13 protein-coding genes are annotated in these 13,921 nt (G+C 71.4%); 5 read left to right on the top strand and 8 right to left on the bottom strand.

Translation table 11 applies throughout. From position 1 onward, the window contains the following. The first annotated feature begins 97 nt into the window (after positions 1-97). On the top strand, positions 98-1,363 hold the full coding sequence (locus ACZ4K2_RS25360) for a cytochrome P450 (RefSeq protein ID WP_467475970.1): 1,266 nt from the start codon (positions 98-100) through the stop codon (positions 1,361-1,363). A 95-nt stretch (positions 1,364-1,458) separates the two neighbouring features. On the opposite strand, the gene ACZ4K2_RS25355 is transcribed toward ACZ4K2_RS25360, so the two are convergent. The 3 genes from ACZ4K2_RS25355 to ACZ4K2_RS25345 form a co-directional block, all read right to left on the bottom strand. After that, positions 1,459-1,806 carry an STAS domain-containing protein gene (locus ACZ4K2_RS25355; RefSeq protein ID WP_467475971.1) on the bottom strand — a complete coding sequence of 116 codons (348 nt, stop codon included), beginning with the start codon at positions 1,804-1,806 and terminating at the stop codon, positions 1,459-1,461. A 292-nt stretch (positions 1,807-2,098) separates the two neighbouring features. Next, on the bottom strand, positions 2,099-2,296 hold the full coding sequence (locus ACZ4K2_RS25350) for a DUF397 domain-containing protein (RefSeq protein ID WP_467475972.1): 198 nt from the start codon (positions 2,294-2,296) through the stop codon (positions 2,099-2,101). Between the two features lies 1 nt (position 2,297). After that, positions 2,298-3,170, bottom strand: a complete 873-nt coding sequence (locus ACZ4K2_RS25345; protein ID WP_467475973.1) for a helix-turn-helix domain-containing protein — start codon at positions 3,168-3,170, stop codon at positions 2,298-2,300. A gap of 148 nt (positions 3,171-3,318) precedes the next feature. On the opposite strand from ACZ4K2_RS25345, the gene ACZ4K2_RS25340 reads away from it, so the two are divergent. Beyond that, entirely contained in the window at positions 3,319-3,789 is a 471-nt protein-coding gene (locus tag ACZ4K2_RS25340) for an ATP-binding protein (RefSeq protein WP_467475974.1), read from the top strand. 51 nt (positions 3,790-3,840) lie between these two features. Here ACZ4K2_RS25340 and ACZ4K2_RS25335 read toward each other — a convergent pair whose 3' ends face one another. After that, positions 3,841-4,896, bottom strand: coding sequence for a beta family protein (locus ACZ4K2_RS25335; RefSeq protein WP_467475975.1), 1,056 nt, complete (start codon positions 4,894-4,896; stop codon positions 3,841-3,843). A 416-nt stretch (positions 4,897-5,312) separates the two neighbouring features. On the opposite strand from ACZ4K2_RS25335, the gene ACZ4K2_RS25330 reads away from it, so the two are divergent. After that, positions 5,313-7,205, top strand: coding sequence for a DNA/RNA helicase domain-containing protein (locus ACZ4K2_RS25330; protein ID WP_467475976.1), 1,893 nt, complete (start codon positions 5,313-5,315; stop codon positions 7,203-7,205). A gap of 163 nt (positions 7,206-7,368) precedes the next feature. On the opposite strand, the gene ACZ4K2_RS25325 is transcribed toward ACZ4K2_RS25330, so the two are convergent. Together ACZ4K2_RS25325 and ACZ4K2_RS25320 are read right to left on the bottom strand one after the other, a co-directional pair. Then, entirely contained in the window at positions 7,369-8,688 is a 1,320-nt protein-coding gene (locus ACZ4K2_RS25325) for a class I SAM-dependent RNA methyltransferase (RefSeq protein ID WP_467475977.1), read from the bottom strand. 120 nt (positions 8,689-8,808) lie between these two features. Further along, positions 8,809-10,863, bottom strand: a complete 2,055-nt coding sequence (locus ACZ4K2_RS25320; RefSeq protein ID WP_467475978.1) for an APC family permease — start codon at positions 10,861-10,863, stop codon at positions 8,809-8,811. A gap of 371 nt (positions 10,864-11,234) precedes the next feature. On the opposite strand from ACZ4K2_RS25320, the gene ACZ4K2_RS25315 reads away from it, so the two are divergent. Further along, positions 11,235-11,906 carry a potassium channel family protein gene (locus ACZ4K2_RS25315; protein WP_467476087.1) on the top strand — a complete coding sequence of 224 codons (672 nt, stop codon included), beginning with the start codon at positions 11,235-11,237 and terminating at the stop codon, positions 11,904-11,906. After that, positions 11,906-12,577, top strand: coding sequence for a potassium channel family protein (locus ACZ4K2_RS25310; RefSeq protein WP_467475979.1), 672 nt, complete (start codon positions 11,906-11,908; stop codon positions 12,575-12,577). The genes ACZ4K2_RS25315 and ACZ4K2_RS25310 overlap by 1 nt, the downstream gene beginning before the upstream one ends. 89 nt (positions 12,578-12,666) lie before the next feature. Here the strand turns inward: ACZ4K2_RS25310 and ACZ4K2_RS25305 are convergent, their stop codons facing one another. Together ACZ4K2_RS25305 and ACZ4K2_RS25300 are read right to left on the bottom strand one after the other, a co-directional pair. Beyond that, entirely contained in the window at positions 12,667-13,443 is a 777-nt protein-coding gene (locus ACZ4K2_RS25305; protein ID WP_467475980.1) for a DUF3159 domain-containing protein, read from the bottom strand. Between the two features lie 3 nt (positions 13,444-13,446). Beyond that, positions 13,447-13,797 (bottom strand): OB-fold nucleic acid binding domain-containing protein, encoded by a 351-nt coding sequence (locus tag ACZ4K2_RS25300; RefSeq protein WP_467476088.1) that lies wholly within the window; start codon positions 13,795-13,797, stop codon positions 13,447-13,449. Between the last annotated feature and the right edge of the window lie 124 nt (positions 13,798-13,921).

Below are 13,921 nucleotides of genomic sequence, written 5' to 3'. Positions count from 1 at the left end.
GGATGAGCGCGGTCACCGCCCGGTGCGGGGTACGGCGCGGCTCCGGACGCGTGATCTTCGGCGGCATCGGCCGGGGCAACCGGGGAACCCGTCCGCCATGGACGCACCACGCCGCCCGGTCCTGGACCGCACGTTGCCCGCACTGGCCGAGGGGTACGCCTGGTTGCCCAACCGGATGAGGGAGAGCCCCGACCAGGTGGTACGGACCCGGCTGATGGGCCGGCCCACGCTCGCCGTGCGGGGACCGGAGGCGGTGCGGTTCTTCTACGACGAGCGGCACGTACGCCGCGACGGAGCCCTCCCCGAGCCGGTACGGAGCACCCTCTTCGGCCACGGAGCCGTCCACACCCTCGACGGGGACGCCCACCGCGAGCGCAAGGCGCTGTTCCTCCCCCTGCTGCACGCCGACCGGATCGCCACGCTCGTCGAGCACGTCACCGCCGCCTGGGACGAGGCGGTCCCCTTCTGGGCCTGGCGTGCACAGGTCGTGCTGCTCGAAGAGGCGAGCGTGGTGCTCACCCGCGGGGTCTGCCGCTGGGCCGGGATCCCGCTGGACGATGCGGAGGCGGAACCGCTGGCCCGGGACCTGGTCGCCATGGTGGACGGGTTCGCCACCGCCGGGCCGCGCCACTGGCGGGCCCGGCGCGCCCGGAGCCGGCAGGAAGCGCGGCTGGCCCGGCTGGTGGAGGACGTACGGTCCGGCACGGTCACGGCTCCCCCCGACTCCGTCCTCGACCGGGTATGCCGCCACCCCCACGGCACCGGCGGCCCTGGTACCGGCGAGCCGCTGGACGCGAGGACGGCAGCGGTCGAACTGCTCAACGTGATCCGGCCCACCGTCGCCGTCGCCTGGTTCGTCGCCTTCGCGGCACACGCGCTGCACCGCTGGCCCGAGCACCGGGAGCGGCTGCGGGCGGGCGGGACCGCGTACGCCACGGCGTTCACGCACGAAGTCCGCCGCTTCTATCCCTTCGCCCCGTTCCTGGGCGGCCTGGCTGTCACCGACCTGTCCTGGCGCGGTGAGCGGGTACCGGCCGGCGGACTCGTACTCCTCGACGTCTACGGCCAGAACCACGACGAGAAGCTGTGGGGCGATCCGTACGCCTTCCGGCCGCGGCGGTTCCTGGAACGGCCGGTCGAGCGGGACGAGTTGATCCCGCAGGGCGGCGACGATCCCGCGGCCGGCCACCGCTGCCCGGGCGAGGGCATCACCGTCGGACTGCTGGAGGCCCTCGCCGTCCGCCTGGCCCGGCTCGACCACACCGTCCCGCGGCAGGACCTCTCCATCACGCTGCGCCGCATCCCGGCACGGCCCCGCAGCGGCTTCGTCATCGCGGACGTGCGCGCACCCGCGGCCCGGTGACCGAGGCTGCTCCGGGCGGCTCCGGTGACGAGTGCACCGGCGGCCACGCCCGCGAACAGGTACGTCGAGGAGGCGGACCCTCCTGCCGAGGTCGATCAGGCGGGCAGTGCCTCGAGGGAGTCGGCCGCGGTGGTGGTGTCCGCCGCGAACAATGCATAGGCCCCGGTTATCTGCAGCAGACGCGCGGGCTGCGGTTGCAGGCCGGTGACGACGAGGAGGCGATCTTCGGCGTGCAGGCGCCCACGCAGCAGGACCAGCAGGTTCAGTCCGCTGGAGTCCATGAAGGGCACATCCGACAGGTCCAGGTACAGCGGCTTGCCGTCCTGCGGGGTGGCGTGCGCGGCCTGCGCCAGCTCGGGGCAGGTCTCCAGATCCATCTCCCCGCACACACGGATCACGGTGCGGTCGGCGTGCTGTTGTGTCACCACGGTGAAAGCGCTCATTGGTTCGCCCCTCGTCTTCCGGGGTCGAGCCCATCACGCCCTCCGGCTGTGGGGAGGGCATCAAGCACACGGCTTAGGGCCGCGTACAGCCGAGCAAGACAAACCCGGACCGCGCCCCGGTCACCGTAGGGTGACCCAAGAGGGCGGCACGGGGTCTCTCACCAGACCAGGCTGGTTGTCCCCCGAGCGTCGCACATACCAGCCGGTGTTTACCACCTCGCCGCCGTGAACCGGTACGGGGCAGGCGCACGGGTCTGCCCCCTGGCCAGGGCCAAGGGGCAGACCTCTCGACCTATCGGGCCGCGAAGTCCACGAACGCGGCCCACGCGGCGCCGTCTATCGTGACCACCGCTCGGACGGTGTCCTTGGAGTCACGAACGTGTACGACCTCGCGGCAGGCGGCGACCTCCACGCACTCGCCACCCGCACCACCGCTGTAACTGCTCTTCCGCCAGAACCGTTCGCCCGCCGCACCCGGGGTCTCGTTCACATCACACCTCTCCAAGCAGCTTCTCAACGCAGGCCAGTGACTCGCGCGGGGTGAGGGCCTGCGCACGGATGATGCCGTACCGCGACGCGACCCCCTGAACCTCCCGCCGGTCACTCACCATTGTGCTGCGTCCCTGCGCCTCCAGGTAAGCCACTTGATCGCCTCCGGAGCGGCACAACAACGTGAACGGCCCGTCCACGCCCGCGTTGTCCTCCCGGTCGAGCGGCATGATCTGGATCTCGACGTTGCGGAGCGCGCCGACCAGCAGCAAGTGCTCCAGTTGACCGCGCATGACCGATCGGCCGCCCAACGGCCGGCGCACGACCGCCTCGTCGATGACAAAGCTCAGCAGGGGCGCGGGCCTGCGTTCGAGGACGTGCTGGCGCGCGAGACGGGCCGCGACCCGCTGTTCTACGGTCTCTTCGTCCAGCAACGGACGCCACATGCCGAACACCGCCCGCATGTACTCCTCCGTCTGCAACAGCCCCGGCACCGCTTGGTTGGCATAGACGTGCAGCTCGACCGCCTCGCTCTCCAACCGGGCCGCGTCCCGGAAGAACGCCGGATACTGCGCCCGGGCCACCTCGTCCTTCATCTCCAGGAGGACCCCGCCCGCGTCCAGCACCTCGTCCGCCTGGTCGATGAACCTCGGCGGCGGCACCCGGCGCCCCTGCTCGTACGCGGCGATGGTGGAGACGGAGTAGCCCGTCAGCGAGCCGAACTCGGACCGCTCCAGTCCCGCCCGCAGCCGGAACCGCTTCAACTGGCGCCCGAAGACACGCAGGACGCCCGAGCCGGCGTCCGGCTCAGGGTGCCGCTCGTCCCCGTCGCCGCACCCGGACACCTCGTCCACCGGTCCCGTCGGTTCGCTCATCCCCGCACCACCTCCCCCCGGCCAACGCACTCCCGCGCCGGCCGTCACGCTCCGTCCCGCCTACACCCGCGCACCGGCCACTTACAGCGACTCTCCGTGTGCGCGCCGTATCTGGTCACGCTAGGACGGCCCCGGCAGCGTGGGCCACATGAACAGCCGAATCTCCACCCCCCGGGTGCACGCACCCGGCACCGAGGGCGAACCCGTGGGGCCCCCGCGCGAGTTCGCGATGGCCTTCACCTCCTCCCCGCGCGGCGCACGCCTGGCCCGCAGACTGGTCTCCCACCGGCTCGACACGTGGGGGCACCCGTACGGCGGCCGGGTCAACGACACGCTCACGCTGATCACCGCGGAGCTGGCCGCCAACGCCGTACGGCACGGGCACGTCGCCGGACGGGACTTCCACGTGCGGCTCATCCACGGCACCGGCGTCCTGCGCGTCGAGGTCACCGACACCCGGACGGAACGCGTCCCCGTGCTCCCCGGCCTGGCACCGCCCGGCGACGCGGACTGCGGCCGGGGCCTGCTGATCGTCGCGGAGCTCGCGGCCCGCTGGTCGGTCGCCCCGCGCGAGGGCGCGCCGGGGAAGACGGTCTGGGCGGAACTGCGCCTGCCGTGAGACGCACGGGCCCGGGTCCGCGTCGGCACCGTCCGGGACGGCGCGGCCCGCTCAGCCGCCGGACAGGCTCCGTACGACGTACGTCATGTGCTGGAGGTTTCCCGTGAGCAGCCACTCCCTGGGGCCGCCCGCGCCCTCGCTCGTCGAGAGCGGGCCGTTCGCGCAGCCGCTCAGCCACTCCTCACCCGGTCCGGCTCCCACGCCCCGGAACTCGGGCAGTCCGACGATCCGGCGGGCCGCACCGCGATTGACGGCGATCCGGTCGGGCCCCCGGGTCAACGTCTTGAAGAGCAGGTACGAGCTGCCGGTGGTGTAGCGAAGCACGCCCCAGGGCGGCCCGCCCTTCCTCCCTGGTGCCGGGGCCTGCGCGAGGGCATGCGGGGGCTGCACGCCGTAGTCGCCGTACCCGGGCTGCGGAGCGTAGGCCCTCCCCATGGCGCGCACCTCGTGCCACATGCGCCACTCCGCCCGCGGCTCCTCCCACGCGCCTCCCTCCAGCATGTCGGCGGTGACCCGGGGAAAGCCCCCGCCGAGGAGAACGGCGCTCCGCCAGACGGTCAGGGGCATCAGCGCGTCGAGGGCGCGCAGCGCCTCCTTGCCCGCGTCGGGCCGGTCGGCCAGGACCGCGCCCATGTCGACCAGCAGGTCCACGCGCACCTCCGGACCGGTCCGGGCCAGCAGTCCCCGGACCCCCGCCCCGACGCGACCGTCCCACTCCCCCGCGACCCGCACCCGGACGCCCAGTCCACGCAGGCAGCGCCTGGCCGTCTCCACGGCCGCCGCCTGCTGCGCCTCGGCCCTCTCCGGCCCGGTGACCGGCCGCAGCCGCCCCAACTCGCAGTAGAGAGCAAGCGCTTCGGCGAGGGCCCCGGTCTGGGCGTCCTCCCCGAAGGGAGCATCGATCCATCCGCCGTGCCGGCTGACGGCACTCACCGGACCGGCGTACTTGCCGACCGCCGTGGCCAGTGCCTCCGGAGCCACCCCGGGCAACGGCGGGAGGTTCCACAGCGGCCTGATCGCGGCCCGGACACCCGGCCACAGCCGCCGGAAGACCCCGGCCGCGTGCGCCCTGGCCGGCAGAACGGGAACGTAGAGCGGTCCGGACATCGCGGTTCCCCCTCGGCACCGTCCGTGCGCATCCCTTCCCGCAAGGGTCCGTTCACCGCGAAGCGGAGGGAAAGAGGGCGATTCCGGCCACGCAGGGCGCCGCTGCGCTCGGGGAGGGAAGCCGAAGCGGAGCGGGTACGTCGTCAACGCCTCGTACGAGCTCTCCCCGTGGTGCGGCGGATCCCTGCGGGAGAGGCGTCGAAGCGGGCTCCGCGTGGAAGGTGGTGCCGCGGCCGACTCCATTCGGACCCCCTCCTCCTGATCGCCACGCTCACCTAAGATGGCGACCGAACATCTCAGCGGCCCGACGGGCTTCCTGATCCGTCACGCACCCGCCCCGCGGCGGCACGCGGCGGACACCGGAGGACATGCCCCCACCCGCACGAGTCTTCTTCGTGCTGCCTGGGGGCATTTCCTTGCTGTTCCGTGAGTCCGCGGCGTCCGTGGCCGCCCGCATCCTCGAAGGGTCGCTGGCGCTGCACCTGACCGAGAACTTCCGTCACCTGCACGGGCGGAAGCCCGCGCATGCGGAGATACGGTCCTGGGAGCGCAGCCTCCCCGCCCTCGTCAACGCCCTCATGGAGGCCGGGCTCGACGACGTCGAGGTCGTCATCGAGTACAGCCTGCCCCTCACCAGCAAGCGTGCCGACGCCGTCCTGGCCGGCGTGCACCCGACGACAGGACATCCGTCGTACGTCGTCGTGGAGCTAAAGCAGTGGAGCGAGGCGCACCCGGACGAGGAGGACCCCCTTCTCTGCCGGCTCGACGCCTACCCGCAGCCCGTCCTCAACCCGATCGAACAGGTCCGCGGCTACTGCGAGTACCTGCTGTCCTTCAACGCGGCCCTGGAGCGGATGCCCGGGTCGCTGGCCGGTGTGGCCTTCCTGCACAACGCGACCGAGGCCCGGATCGCCGGGCTCCGGAACGTCAAGGAGGACGAGTACGGCCGGATGTACACGGCAGACCAGCGAGGCGCCTTCCTGGACTTCCTGCGGTCTCGTCTCGCCGCCAAGCCCGGCGCCGAGGCCGCCGACATCCTGAGGGACGCCAAGATCCGGCCGTCCAAGCAGTTGATGGCCGTCGCGGCGGCCGAGATCCGCGATCGCGAGCAGTTCGTCCTTCTCGCCGAGCAGCGGGTCGCGTACGAGATGGTGATGTCCGCCGTACGCAAGGCCAAGCGCGGCAATCACAAGAAGGTCATCGTGGTGACCGGCGGCCCCGGCTCCGGCAAGAGCGTCATCGCGATGTCGCTGCTGGGCGAGCTGTACCGGCGCGGGGAGACCGCCCTGCACGCCACCGGGTCGGCGTCGTTCACCAAGACGATGCGCAAGGTCGCCGGGCACCGGCAGCGCGAAGTGCAGCAGCTCTTCAAATACTTCAACAGCTTCATGGACGCCGAGCCGAACGACCTCGACGTGCTGATCTGCGACGAGGCGCACCGGCTGCGGAAGACCTCCGCCAACCGCTACACCAGGGCCGAGCTGCGCACCAGCAGGCCGCAGGTCTCCGAACTCATCGACGCGGCCCGGGTGCCGGTGTTCCTGCTCGACCAGCACCAGGTGGTGCGGCCCGGCGAGATGGGGACCAAGGAGGAGATCCAGCGGGCCGCCGCCGCGGAGGGCCTCGACTGCACGGTGATCGAGCTGGATGGTCAGTTCCGGTGCGGCGGCAGCGACGCGTACGAGAAGTGGGTCGTCGATCTGCTCGGCCTCGAGGGCGGCACGCCGACCGCGTGGGAGCCGGACGGCAAGCTGGAGCTGCGGACCGCCGAGAGCCCGCAGGAACTGGAGGACTTCCTCGTCGCGAAACGCGCGGAGGGCCTCGGCGCGCGGATGTCGGCCGGTTACTGCTGGAAGTGGACGACCAGGGTGACCCCGGAGATGACGGCGCTTCCCTCGGATGTCGTCGTCGGCGACTGGGCACGACCGTGGAACGTGTACGGTGACCGTTCCGTGTTCGGGGCTCCGCCGGCGCCTCTGTGGGCCACGGAACCGGAAGGGTTCGGGCAAGTCGGCTGCGTCTACACCGCGCAGGGTTTCGAGTACGACTGGTCCGGCGTGATCATCGGGCCCGACTTGGTGTGGCGTACAGACCGATGGGTCGTGGACCGGTCGGCCTCGAAGGACCCGATCTTCACGAAGGCAACGCCGGACAGTGAGATCGACCGGCTCATCCGCAACACCTACAAGGTGCTGCTGACACGGGGCATGGTCGGCACGATCGTCTACTCGACGGACCCGGAGACGCGAGAGAAACTGCGCTCACTGATCCACCCCGCATCCAGAGTCGAGACGCCTGCGTTCGTGTAGTCGGGCCTGTATGCAGAGTGGTCATCCGTCGTCAGTGGTAGTCCATACGATCGGATGACCCAGCGCAGCCGCCCGCCGCGTGCCCGGGCGGCGACCCGGAGCCCCTCGGACCGCCACCGGGCGCCTTGGCGCACCCGGCCGCAAACCCGAAGCCCAGACGCCCCTACTTAACAGGCTCCAGAATCGCCACGCACTCCACATGATGTGTCATAGGGAACAGATCGAACGCCCGCAGCGTCCGCACCCGGTACCCGCCCTCCCGGAAGTACCCCAGGTCGCGGGCGAGCGCGGCGGGGTCGCAGGCGACGTAGGCGATGCGGCGGGCGCCCAGGGAGGCGAGGTGGGCCACCGTGCGGCGGCCGGCGCCGGCCCGGGGCGGGTCGAGGACGATCAGGTCGACCTCCGTGATGCCGGTGCGCGGCAGGACCGATTCGACCTTGCCCTGCTCGATGCGGACCCGGGGGAAGCCGGCCAGGTTGTGCCGGGCGTCCTCCACCGCCCGCTTGCCGGACTCGATGCCGAGGACCGCGCCCTTCTCGCCGAGGCGGTCGGCGAGCGCGCCGGCGAAGAGGCCGACGCCGCAGTACAGGTCGAGGGCCATCTCGCCCTTGCGCGGCATCAGGCCCTGCATGACGGCCCTGACCAGGGTGTCGGCCGCCTTCGGGTGGACCTGCCAGAAACCGCCGCTGCCGACGCGGTAGGTGCGGTCGTCGGCGCGCTCGCGCACGAAGGCGCGGCCGTGGACGCGGTGGATGCCGCCGTCCCGTTCGTCGACGCGCATGACGGAGACGGGCTTGTCCAGCTCGACGAGCGGCAGCCGGGCGCCGGGACGCGGCTCCAGGATCACCATGCGGTCCTGGGAGCCCGTCGCGGCGATCGCCTCGACGGCGGCCATGCCGGACCAGTCCCGGGCCTCGATGCCGAGTTCGCTGACGCCCGCCGCGGCGATCATGCAGTGGTCGATCGGCTCGACCTCGTGCGAGCGGTGGCGGCGCAGGCCGGCGTTGCCGTCCGCGTCCACCGCGTACTGCACCCGGGTCCGCCACTGGGGCACCTGGCCGGCGGGCAGCTTGTCGCCCTCGGCCGGGACCACGGTGCCGTCCCAGCCCGCCTCCTCGGGGGTGAGGCCCGCGAGCCGCTGGAGCTGCTCGGCGATCACCTCGCCCTTGAGGCGGCGCTGGGCGCCGGGCTTGGCGTGCTGCCAGTCGCAGCCGCCGCAGCGGCCGGGCCCGGCGAAGGGGCAGGGCGCCTCGATGCGGTCCTTGGACGCGTCCAGGATCTCGACCGCGTCGGCGCGCAGGAAGCGGGCGCCCTCCTCGCCCTCGGTCACCCGGGCCACCACCCGCTCGCCGGGCAGCGCGTGCCGGACGAAGAGCACCTGCCCCTCGGACGTGCGGGCGATGCAGTGGCCGCCGTGGGCGACGGGGCCGATCTCGACCTCGTACTCCTCGCCCACCAGAGACTTCGTCGGTTCTGCCTGCATGGTGGGGTGACTCCAGATCGAAGAAGGGGGACCGGGCGGAGGGAAGCGCCGCCGCGGGAACGGCCGCGTACCGGTCGGGCCGGACAACAGCCCACCAGTCTACGGCCTTCCCGCGGCGCCTCAGTCCTGGGCCGCCGACGTCTCCTTCGGCCGTTCCACCGCCGGACCGCGCCGGACCGCGCCGGGCGCGTTCCACTCCTGCCGCCTGCGGGCCCGCAGCTTGGCCCGCTCCGAGGACTGGAGCTGGTACGGCACCGAGGTCACCATGACCCCCGGGGTGAAGAGCAGCCGGCCCTTGAGGCGCAGGGCGCTCTGGTTGTGCAGCAGGTGCTCGTACCAGTGGCCGACCACGTACTCGGGGATGATCACGGAGACCGCGTCGCGCGGCGACTCCTTGCGCAGGCTCTTGACGTACTCGATCACCGGGCGGGTGACCTCGCGGTACGGCGAGTCGAGGACCTTGAGCGGTACGTCGATGCCGCGCCGCTCCCACTCCTCGCGCAGCGCCTTCGTCTCGGCCGGGTCGACGTTGACGGTCAGCGCCTCCAGGGTGTCCGAGCGCATCAGCCTGGCGTAGGCGAGGGCGCGCAGGGTCGGACGGTGGATCTTGGAGATCAGGACGACGGAATGGACCCGGGACGGGCGGACCAGGTCGTCGCTGGGCGGTCCCTCCGGCGCGGCGATCTCCTCGGCGACCCGGTCGTAGTGCTTGCGGATCGCGGTCATCGTCGCGAAGAAGATGCACATGCCGAGCAGGGCCACCCAGGCGCCGTGCGTGAACTTGGTGACCAGGACGACGACGAGCACCAGGCCGGTGAAGAAGGCGCCGAAGGCGTTGATCGCGCGGGAGCGCACCATGTGGCGGCGCTTGGCCTGGTCCTTCTCGGCGGCCAGGTGGCGGTTCCAGTGCCGGACCATGCCGATCTGGCTGAGCGTGAAGGACACGAACACGCCGACGATGTAGAGCTGGATCAGGCGGGTGGAGTCCGCGCCGTAGATGACCACCAGGAGCGCCGCCGCGCCGGCGAGCAGCACGATGCCGTTGGAGAAGGCGAGCCGGTCGCCGCGGGTGTGCAGCTGGCGCGGCAGGTAGCGGTCCTGGGCGAGGATCGAGCCGAGCAGCGGGAAGCCGTTGTACGCGGTGTTGGCGGCCAGGAACAGCACCAGGGCGGTGGCGGCGGCGAGCAGGACGAACAGGAAGCTGCCCTTGCCGAAGACCGCCTCGGCGACCTGCGAGATCACCGGGTTCTGGACGTAGCCGGAGCCGACCGGGACGCCGTTGTTGAGCAGGTCGGTGGCCGGGTGCTCGGCCATGCGGACCTTCGTCGCCATGGCGAGGCCGATGATGCCGCAGAACATGGTGACGGCGAGCAGGCCCATCATCGCGAGCGTGTTGGCCGCGTTCCTCGACTTGGGCTTGCGGAAGGCCGGGACGCCGTTGGAGATGGCCTCGACACCGGTGAGGGCCGCACAGCCGGAGGAGAAGGCGCGCAGCATCAGGAAGACGAGCGCGAAGCCCGCGAGGCCCTGGTGCTCGGCCTTGATGTGGTACTCGGAGGTCGGGGCGTGCATGGTGTCGCCGAGGACCAGGCCCCGGAAGGCCCCCCACGCGATCATGATGAAGACGCCGCCGACGAACACGTACGTCGGGATCGCGAAGAGCTTGCCGGACTCCTTCACACCGCGCAGGTTCATCAGTGTGAGCAGGACGATCACGGCGGTGGCGCAGAGCACCTTGTGCTCCACCACGAAGGGGATCGCGGAGCCGAGGTTCTCGATGCCGGAGGCGATGGAGACGGCGACCGTGAGGACGTAGTCCACGAGCAGGGCGCTGGCGACGGTCAGGCCGGCCTTGGGGCCCAGGTTGGTGGTCGCGACCTCGTAGTCGCCGCCACCGCTCGGGTAGGCGTGCACGTTCTGCCGGTAGGAGGCGACCACGGTGAACATCAGCACGACGACCGCGACGGCGATCCAGGGGCTGAAGTGGTACGCCGACACGCCCGCGATGGACAGGACCAGCAGGACCTCCCCCGGCGCGTAGGCGACGGAGGAGAGCGGGTCGGAAGCGAAGACGGGCAGTGCGATGCGTTTCGGCAGGAGCGTCTCGCCCAGCCGGTCACTGCGCAGTGCGCGCCCGATCAGGATCCGTTTGGGCACGTCGGTCAGTTTGGACACGAGAGAGGATCGTAGGCCTTCGAACTGGCACCCGCCCACCCGGCGTGCTCGATCTGCCTCACGGGTGAAATCGGGAGCGCGCGTAACTGCGGAATCCGTGGTTGGTCTGCCCTGGGTGCCCGGATGGCAAACCCCTTGCCGTCGTCGCACTTCGGAGGGTCCGTGCCCGCGAACGCGGTGCTCGTCGGGGCCCCGCTCACCCGGGCCGGCCTCGGAATCCTGACCCCGTGCAGCGTGCGCAGCATCACTCGCCGGCGGCTTCCACCGGGCCGGATGCGGGGCTGTCCGCCCCCCGGCGCCCGTGTGTAGCTTTGGGCACCGGTCTGAGACCCTGATGCTGAGCAGTAACTATGGACACCGGAAGGACGGTCGTGCACATCGTCATCATGGGCTGCGGGAGAGTGGGTTCCGCTCTCGCCCAGACCCTGGAGCAACAGGGACACACGGTCGCCGTGATCGACCGGGACCCCACCGCCTTCCGCCGGCTCGGACCGGGATTCGGGGGGCGCCGGGTCACCGGGGTCGGCTTCGACCAGGACACCCTGCGCGAGGCGGGCATCGAGGAGGCCGGCGCCTTCGCCGCCGTCTCCAGCGGTGACAACTCCAACATCATCTCCGCGCGCGTGGCCCGCGAGATGTTCGGCGTGGAGAACGTGGCGGCGCGCATCTACGACCCCCGCCGCGCGGAGGTCTACCAGCGTCTCGGCATCCCCACCGTGGCCACGGTCCGCTGGACCGCCGACCAGATGCTGCGCCGTCTGCTGCCCTCCGGCGCCGAGCCGCTGTGGCGGGACCCCACCGGCGGGGTGCAGCTCGCCGAGGTGCACGCCTCCCCCAAGTGGGTCGGCCACAAGATCAGCACGTTGCAGGAGGAGACGGGCGTCCGGGTGGCGTTCCTGACCCGCCTGGGCGAGGCGGTCCTGCCGACCTCCCAGACGGTGCTGCAGGAGGGCGACCTCGTGCACGTGATGATGCGGACGGACGACGTGGACAAGGTCGAGGCGGCCTTCGCCGGTGGCCCGGAAGAGGGGGGCGGTCACTGATGAGGGTCGCCATTGCCGGGGCCGGCGCGGTCGGCCGCTCGATCGCGGGCGAGCTGCTGGAGAACGGCCACGAGATCCTGCTGATCGACAAGGCGCCGACCGCCATCTCGGTCGAGCGCGTGCCGCAGGCGGAGTGGCTGCTCGCCGACGCCTGTGAGATCACCTCGCTGGACGAGGCGGCGCTGCAGCGCTGCAACGTCGTGATCGCCGCGACCGGTGACGACAAGGTGAACCTGGTCGTCTCGCTGCTCGCCAAGACGGAGTACGGCGTTCCGCGCGTCGTGGCCCGGGTGAACAATCCCAAGAACGAGTGGCTGTTCAACGAGGCCTGGGGCGTCGATGTCGCGGTCTCCACGCCGCGCCTGATGTCCGCGCTGGTGGAGGAGGCGGTGAGCGTCGGCGACCTGGTCCGGCTGCTGCGCTTCAGCCACGGCGACGCCAACCTCGTCGAGCTGACCCTGCCCGAGGAGTCGGCCCTGGCCGGCACCCAGGTCGGGGACGTGGAGTGGCCGCAGGACACCTCCCTGGTCACGATCATCCGCGGCACCCGGGTGCTGACCCCCTCCAAGGACGACTCCCTGGAGGCGGGCGACGAGCTGCTCTTCGTGGCCGCCCAGGCCCGGGAGGAGCAGTTGGAGGAACTGCTGTCGGTGCGCCGCACGGAGGGCTGACGCCCGCGGCGGTACGCGAAGGAAGGGCGCCCCCACTGCGGGGGGCGCCCTTCTGCTTTCGTACGGTCCGCGCGGGTCCCGTGTCCCGCCTACGCGTCCCGGCGGTGCCGGCCGCCGGACGCCTCGCCGCCCTCCGCGGCGAGCGCGGCCTTGCGCTCCTTCTCGGCCTCCTCCGCCGCCTCGGCCGCCTCCATCTCCGCGAAGACGTCGATGGGTGCCGGGGCCTTGGCCAGGAAGACCCAGGTCAGCCAGACGGCGAGCAGGAACGGCGGGATCTTCAGGGCGACCAGGACCCAGCCGAGCTGGGTGGTGTCGGCCCACCAGTACAGCGGGAAGAGGACGGCGCACTTGGCGAGCAGGATCAAGCCCCAGGCCCAACTGGCCTTGGCGTACGCCTTCTTGCGCCCGGGGTTGCGGGTGCGCCAGGAGAGGTTCTCCTTGAAGACCGGGCCCAGGATGAGACCGATCAGGGGCACCCCGGCGATGGTGGTGACGATGTACGCCAGCGCCAGGCCCAGCGTGTACAGCATGCCGGGGAGGTAGAAGTCCTTGGCGTTGCCGGTGAACATGGCGAACACGACGCCGAAGGCCACGCCGAAGACGCCGCTGAAGGCGTGCTTGACGGTGTCCTTCATGGCCAGCCGGACCACGACGAGCACCAGGGAGACCGCGAGCGCGGCGATCGCGGAGAGGTGCAGGTCCTTGTTGATCGTGAAGATCGTGACGAAGAGCAGGCCCGGCACGACCGTCTCGACCATGCCGCGGACCCCGCCGAAGGCCTCGAACAGAGCCGCCTCGGTCACCGCCCGGGCGTCGGCTGGCTGAGTCTGGTCGGTGTCTTCGGTCGGCTTGTCGAGGGACGTCACCGGCTACTCCCGTCCGAGGGGTCGCAGTTCGTATTTCGGGTTGAACAGCACCCGGCGGCCCCGGCTCATCGAGATCCGGCCCGATGCGATCAGCTTGCGCCCCGGTTCTATGCCCACGATGGAGCGCCTGCCGAGCCACACCACGTCCAGCGCCGCGGAGCCGTCGAACAGCTCGGCCTCCAGGGCCGGGACGCCTGCGCGCGGGCGCAGGGTGACCGTGCGCAAGGTACCAGTTACGGTGACGATCTGCCGGTCGTGGCAATCGCCGATCTTCGTGCAGCCCGCCGTCTCGGAGTCCTCGCGCAGCTCCTCCGACTCCAGGTCCTCCTGCGAGGAGGAGAGCCGGTCGAGCATGCGCCGGAACCGGCCGGCCGGCTTTTCGGAACGAGGGACAGTCATATCTGAAGCGTACCGGGGGACGCCGAGGGGGCTGTAAGCCCGATCACCTACCGGGCGGGCACCTTCGTCCCCGGCGGAG

The sequence above is a fragment of the Streptomyces sp. NPDC025833 genome, assembly GCF_055558055.1.
This window is presented reverse-complemented; position numbering and strand designations above follow the sequence as displayed.

Bases quoted from the DNA above. Each gene is read 5' to 3' on its own strand.
- ACZ4K2_RS25325 (WP_467475977.1), bottom strand. From the start codon at position 8,688: ATGCAGGCAGAACCGACGAAGTCTCTGGTGGGCGAGGAGTACGAGGTC.
- ACZ4K2_RS25335 (WP_467475975.1), bottom strand. From the start codon at position 4,896: ATGTCCGGACCGCTCTACGTTCCCGTTCTGCCGGCCAGGGCGCACGCG.
- ACZ4K2_RS25355 (WP_467475971.1), bottom strand. From the start codon at position 1,806: ATGAGCGCTTTCACCGTGGTGACACAACAGCACGCCGACCGCACCGTG.
- ACZ4K2_RS25300 (WP_467476088.1), bottom strand. From the start codon at position 13,797: ATGCTCGACCGGCTCTCCTCCTCGCAGGAGGACCTGGAGTCGGAGGAG.
- ACZ4K2_RS25340 (WP_467475974.1), top strand. From the start codon at position 3,319: ATGAACAGCCGAATCTCCACCCCCCGGGTGCACGCACCCGGCACCGAG.
- ACZ4K2_RS25360 (WP_467475970.1), top strand. From the start codon at position 98: ATGGACGCACCACGCCGCCCGGTCCTGGACCGCACGTTGCCCGCACTG.
- ACZ4K2_RS25345 (WP_467475973.1), bottom strand. From the start codon at position 3,170: ATGAGCGAACCGACGGGACCGGTGGACGAGGTGTCCGGGTGCGGCGAC.
- ACZ4K2_RS25310 (WP_467475979.1), top strand. From the start codon at position 11,906: ATGAGGGTCGCCATTGCCGGGGCCGGCGCGGTCGGCCGCTCGATCGCG.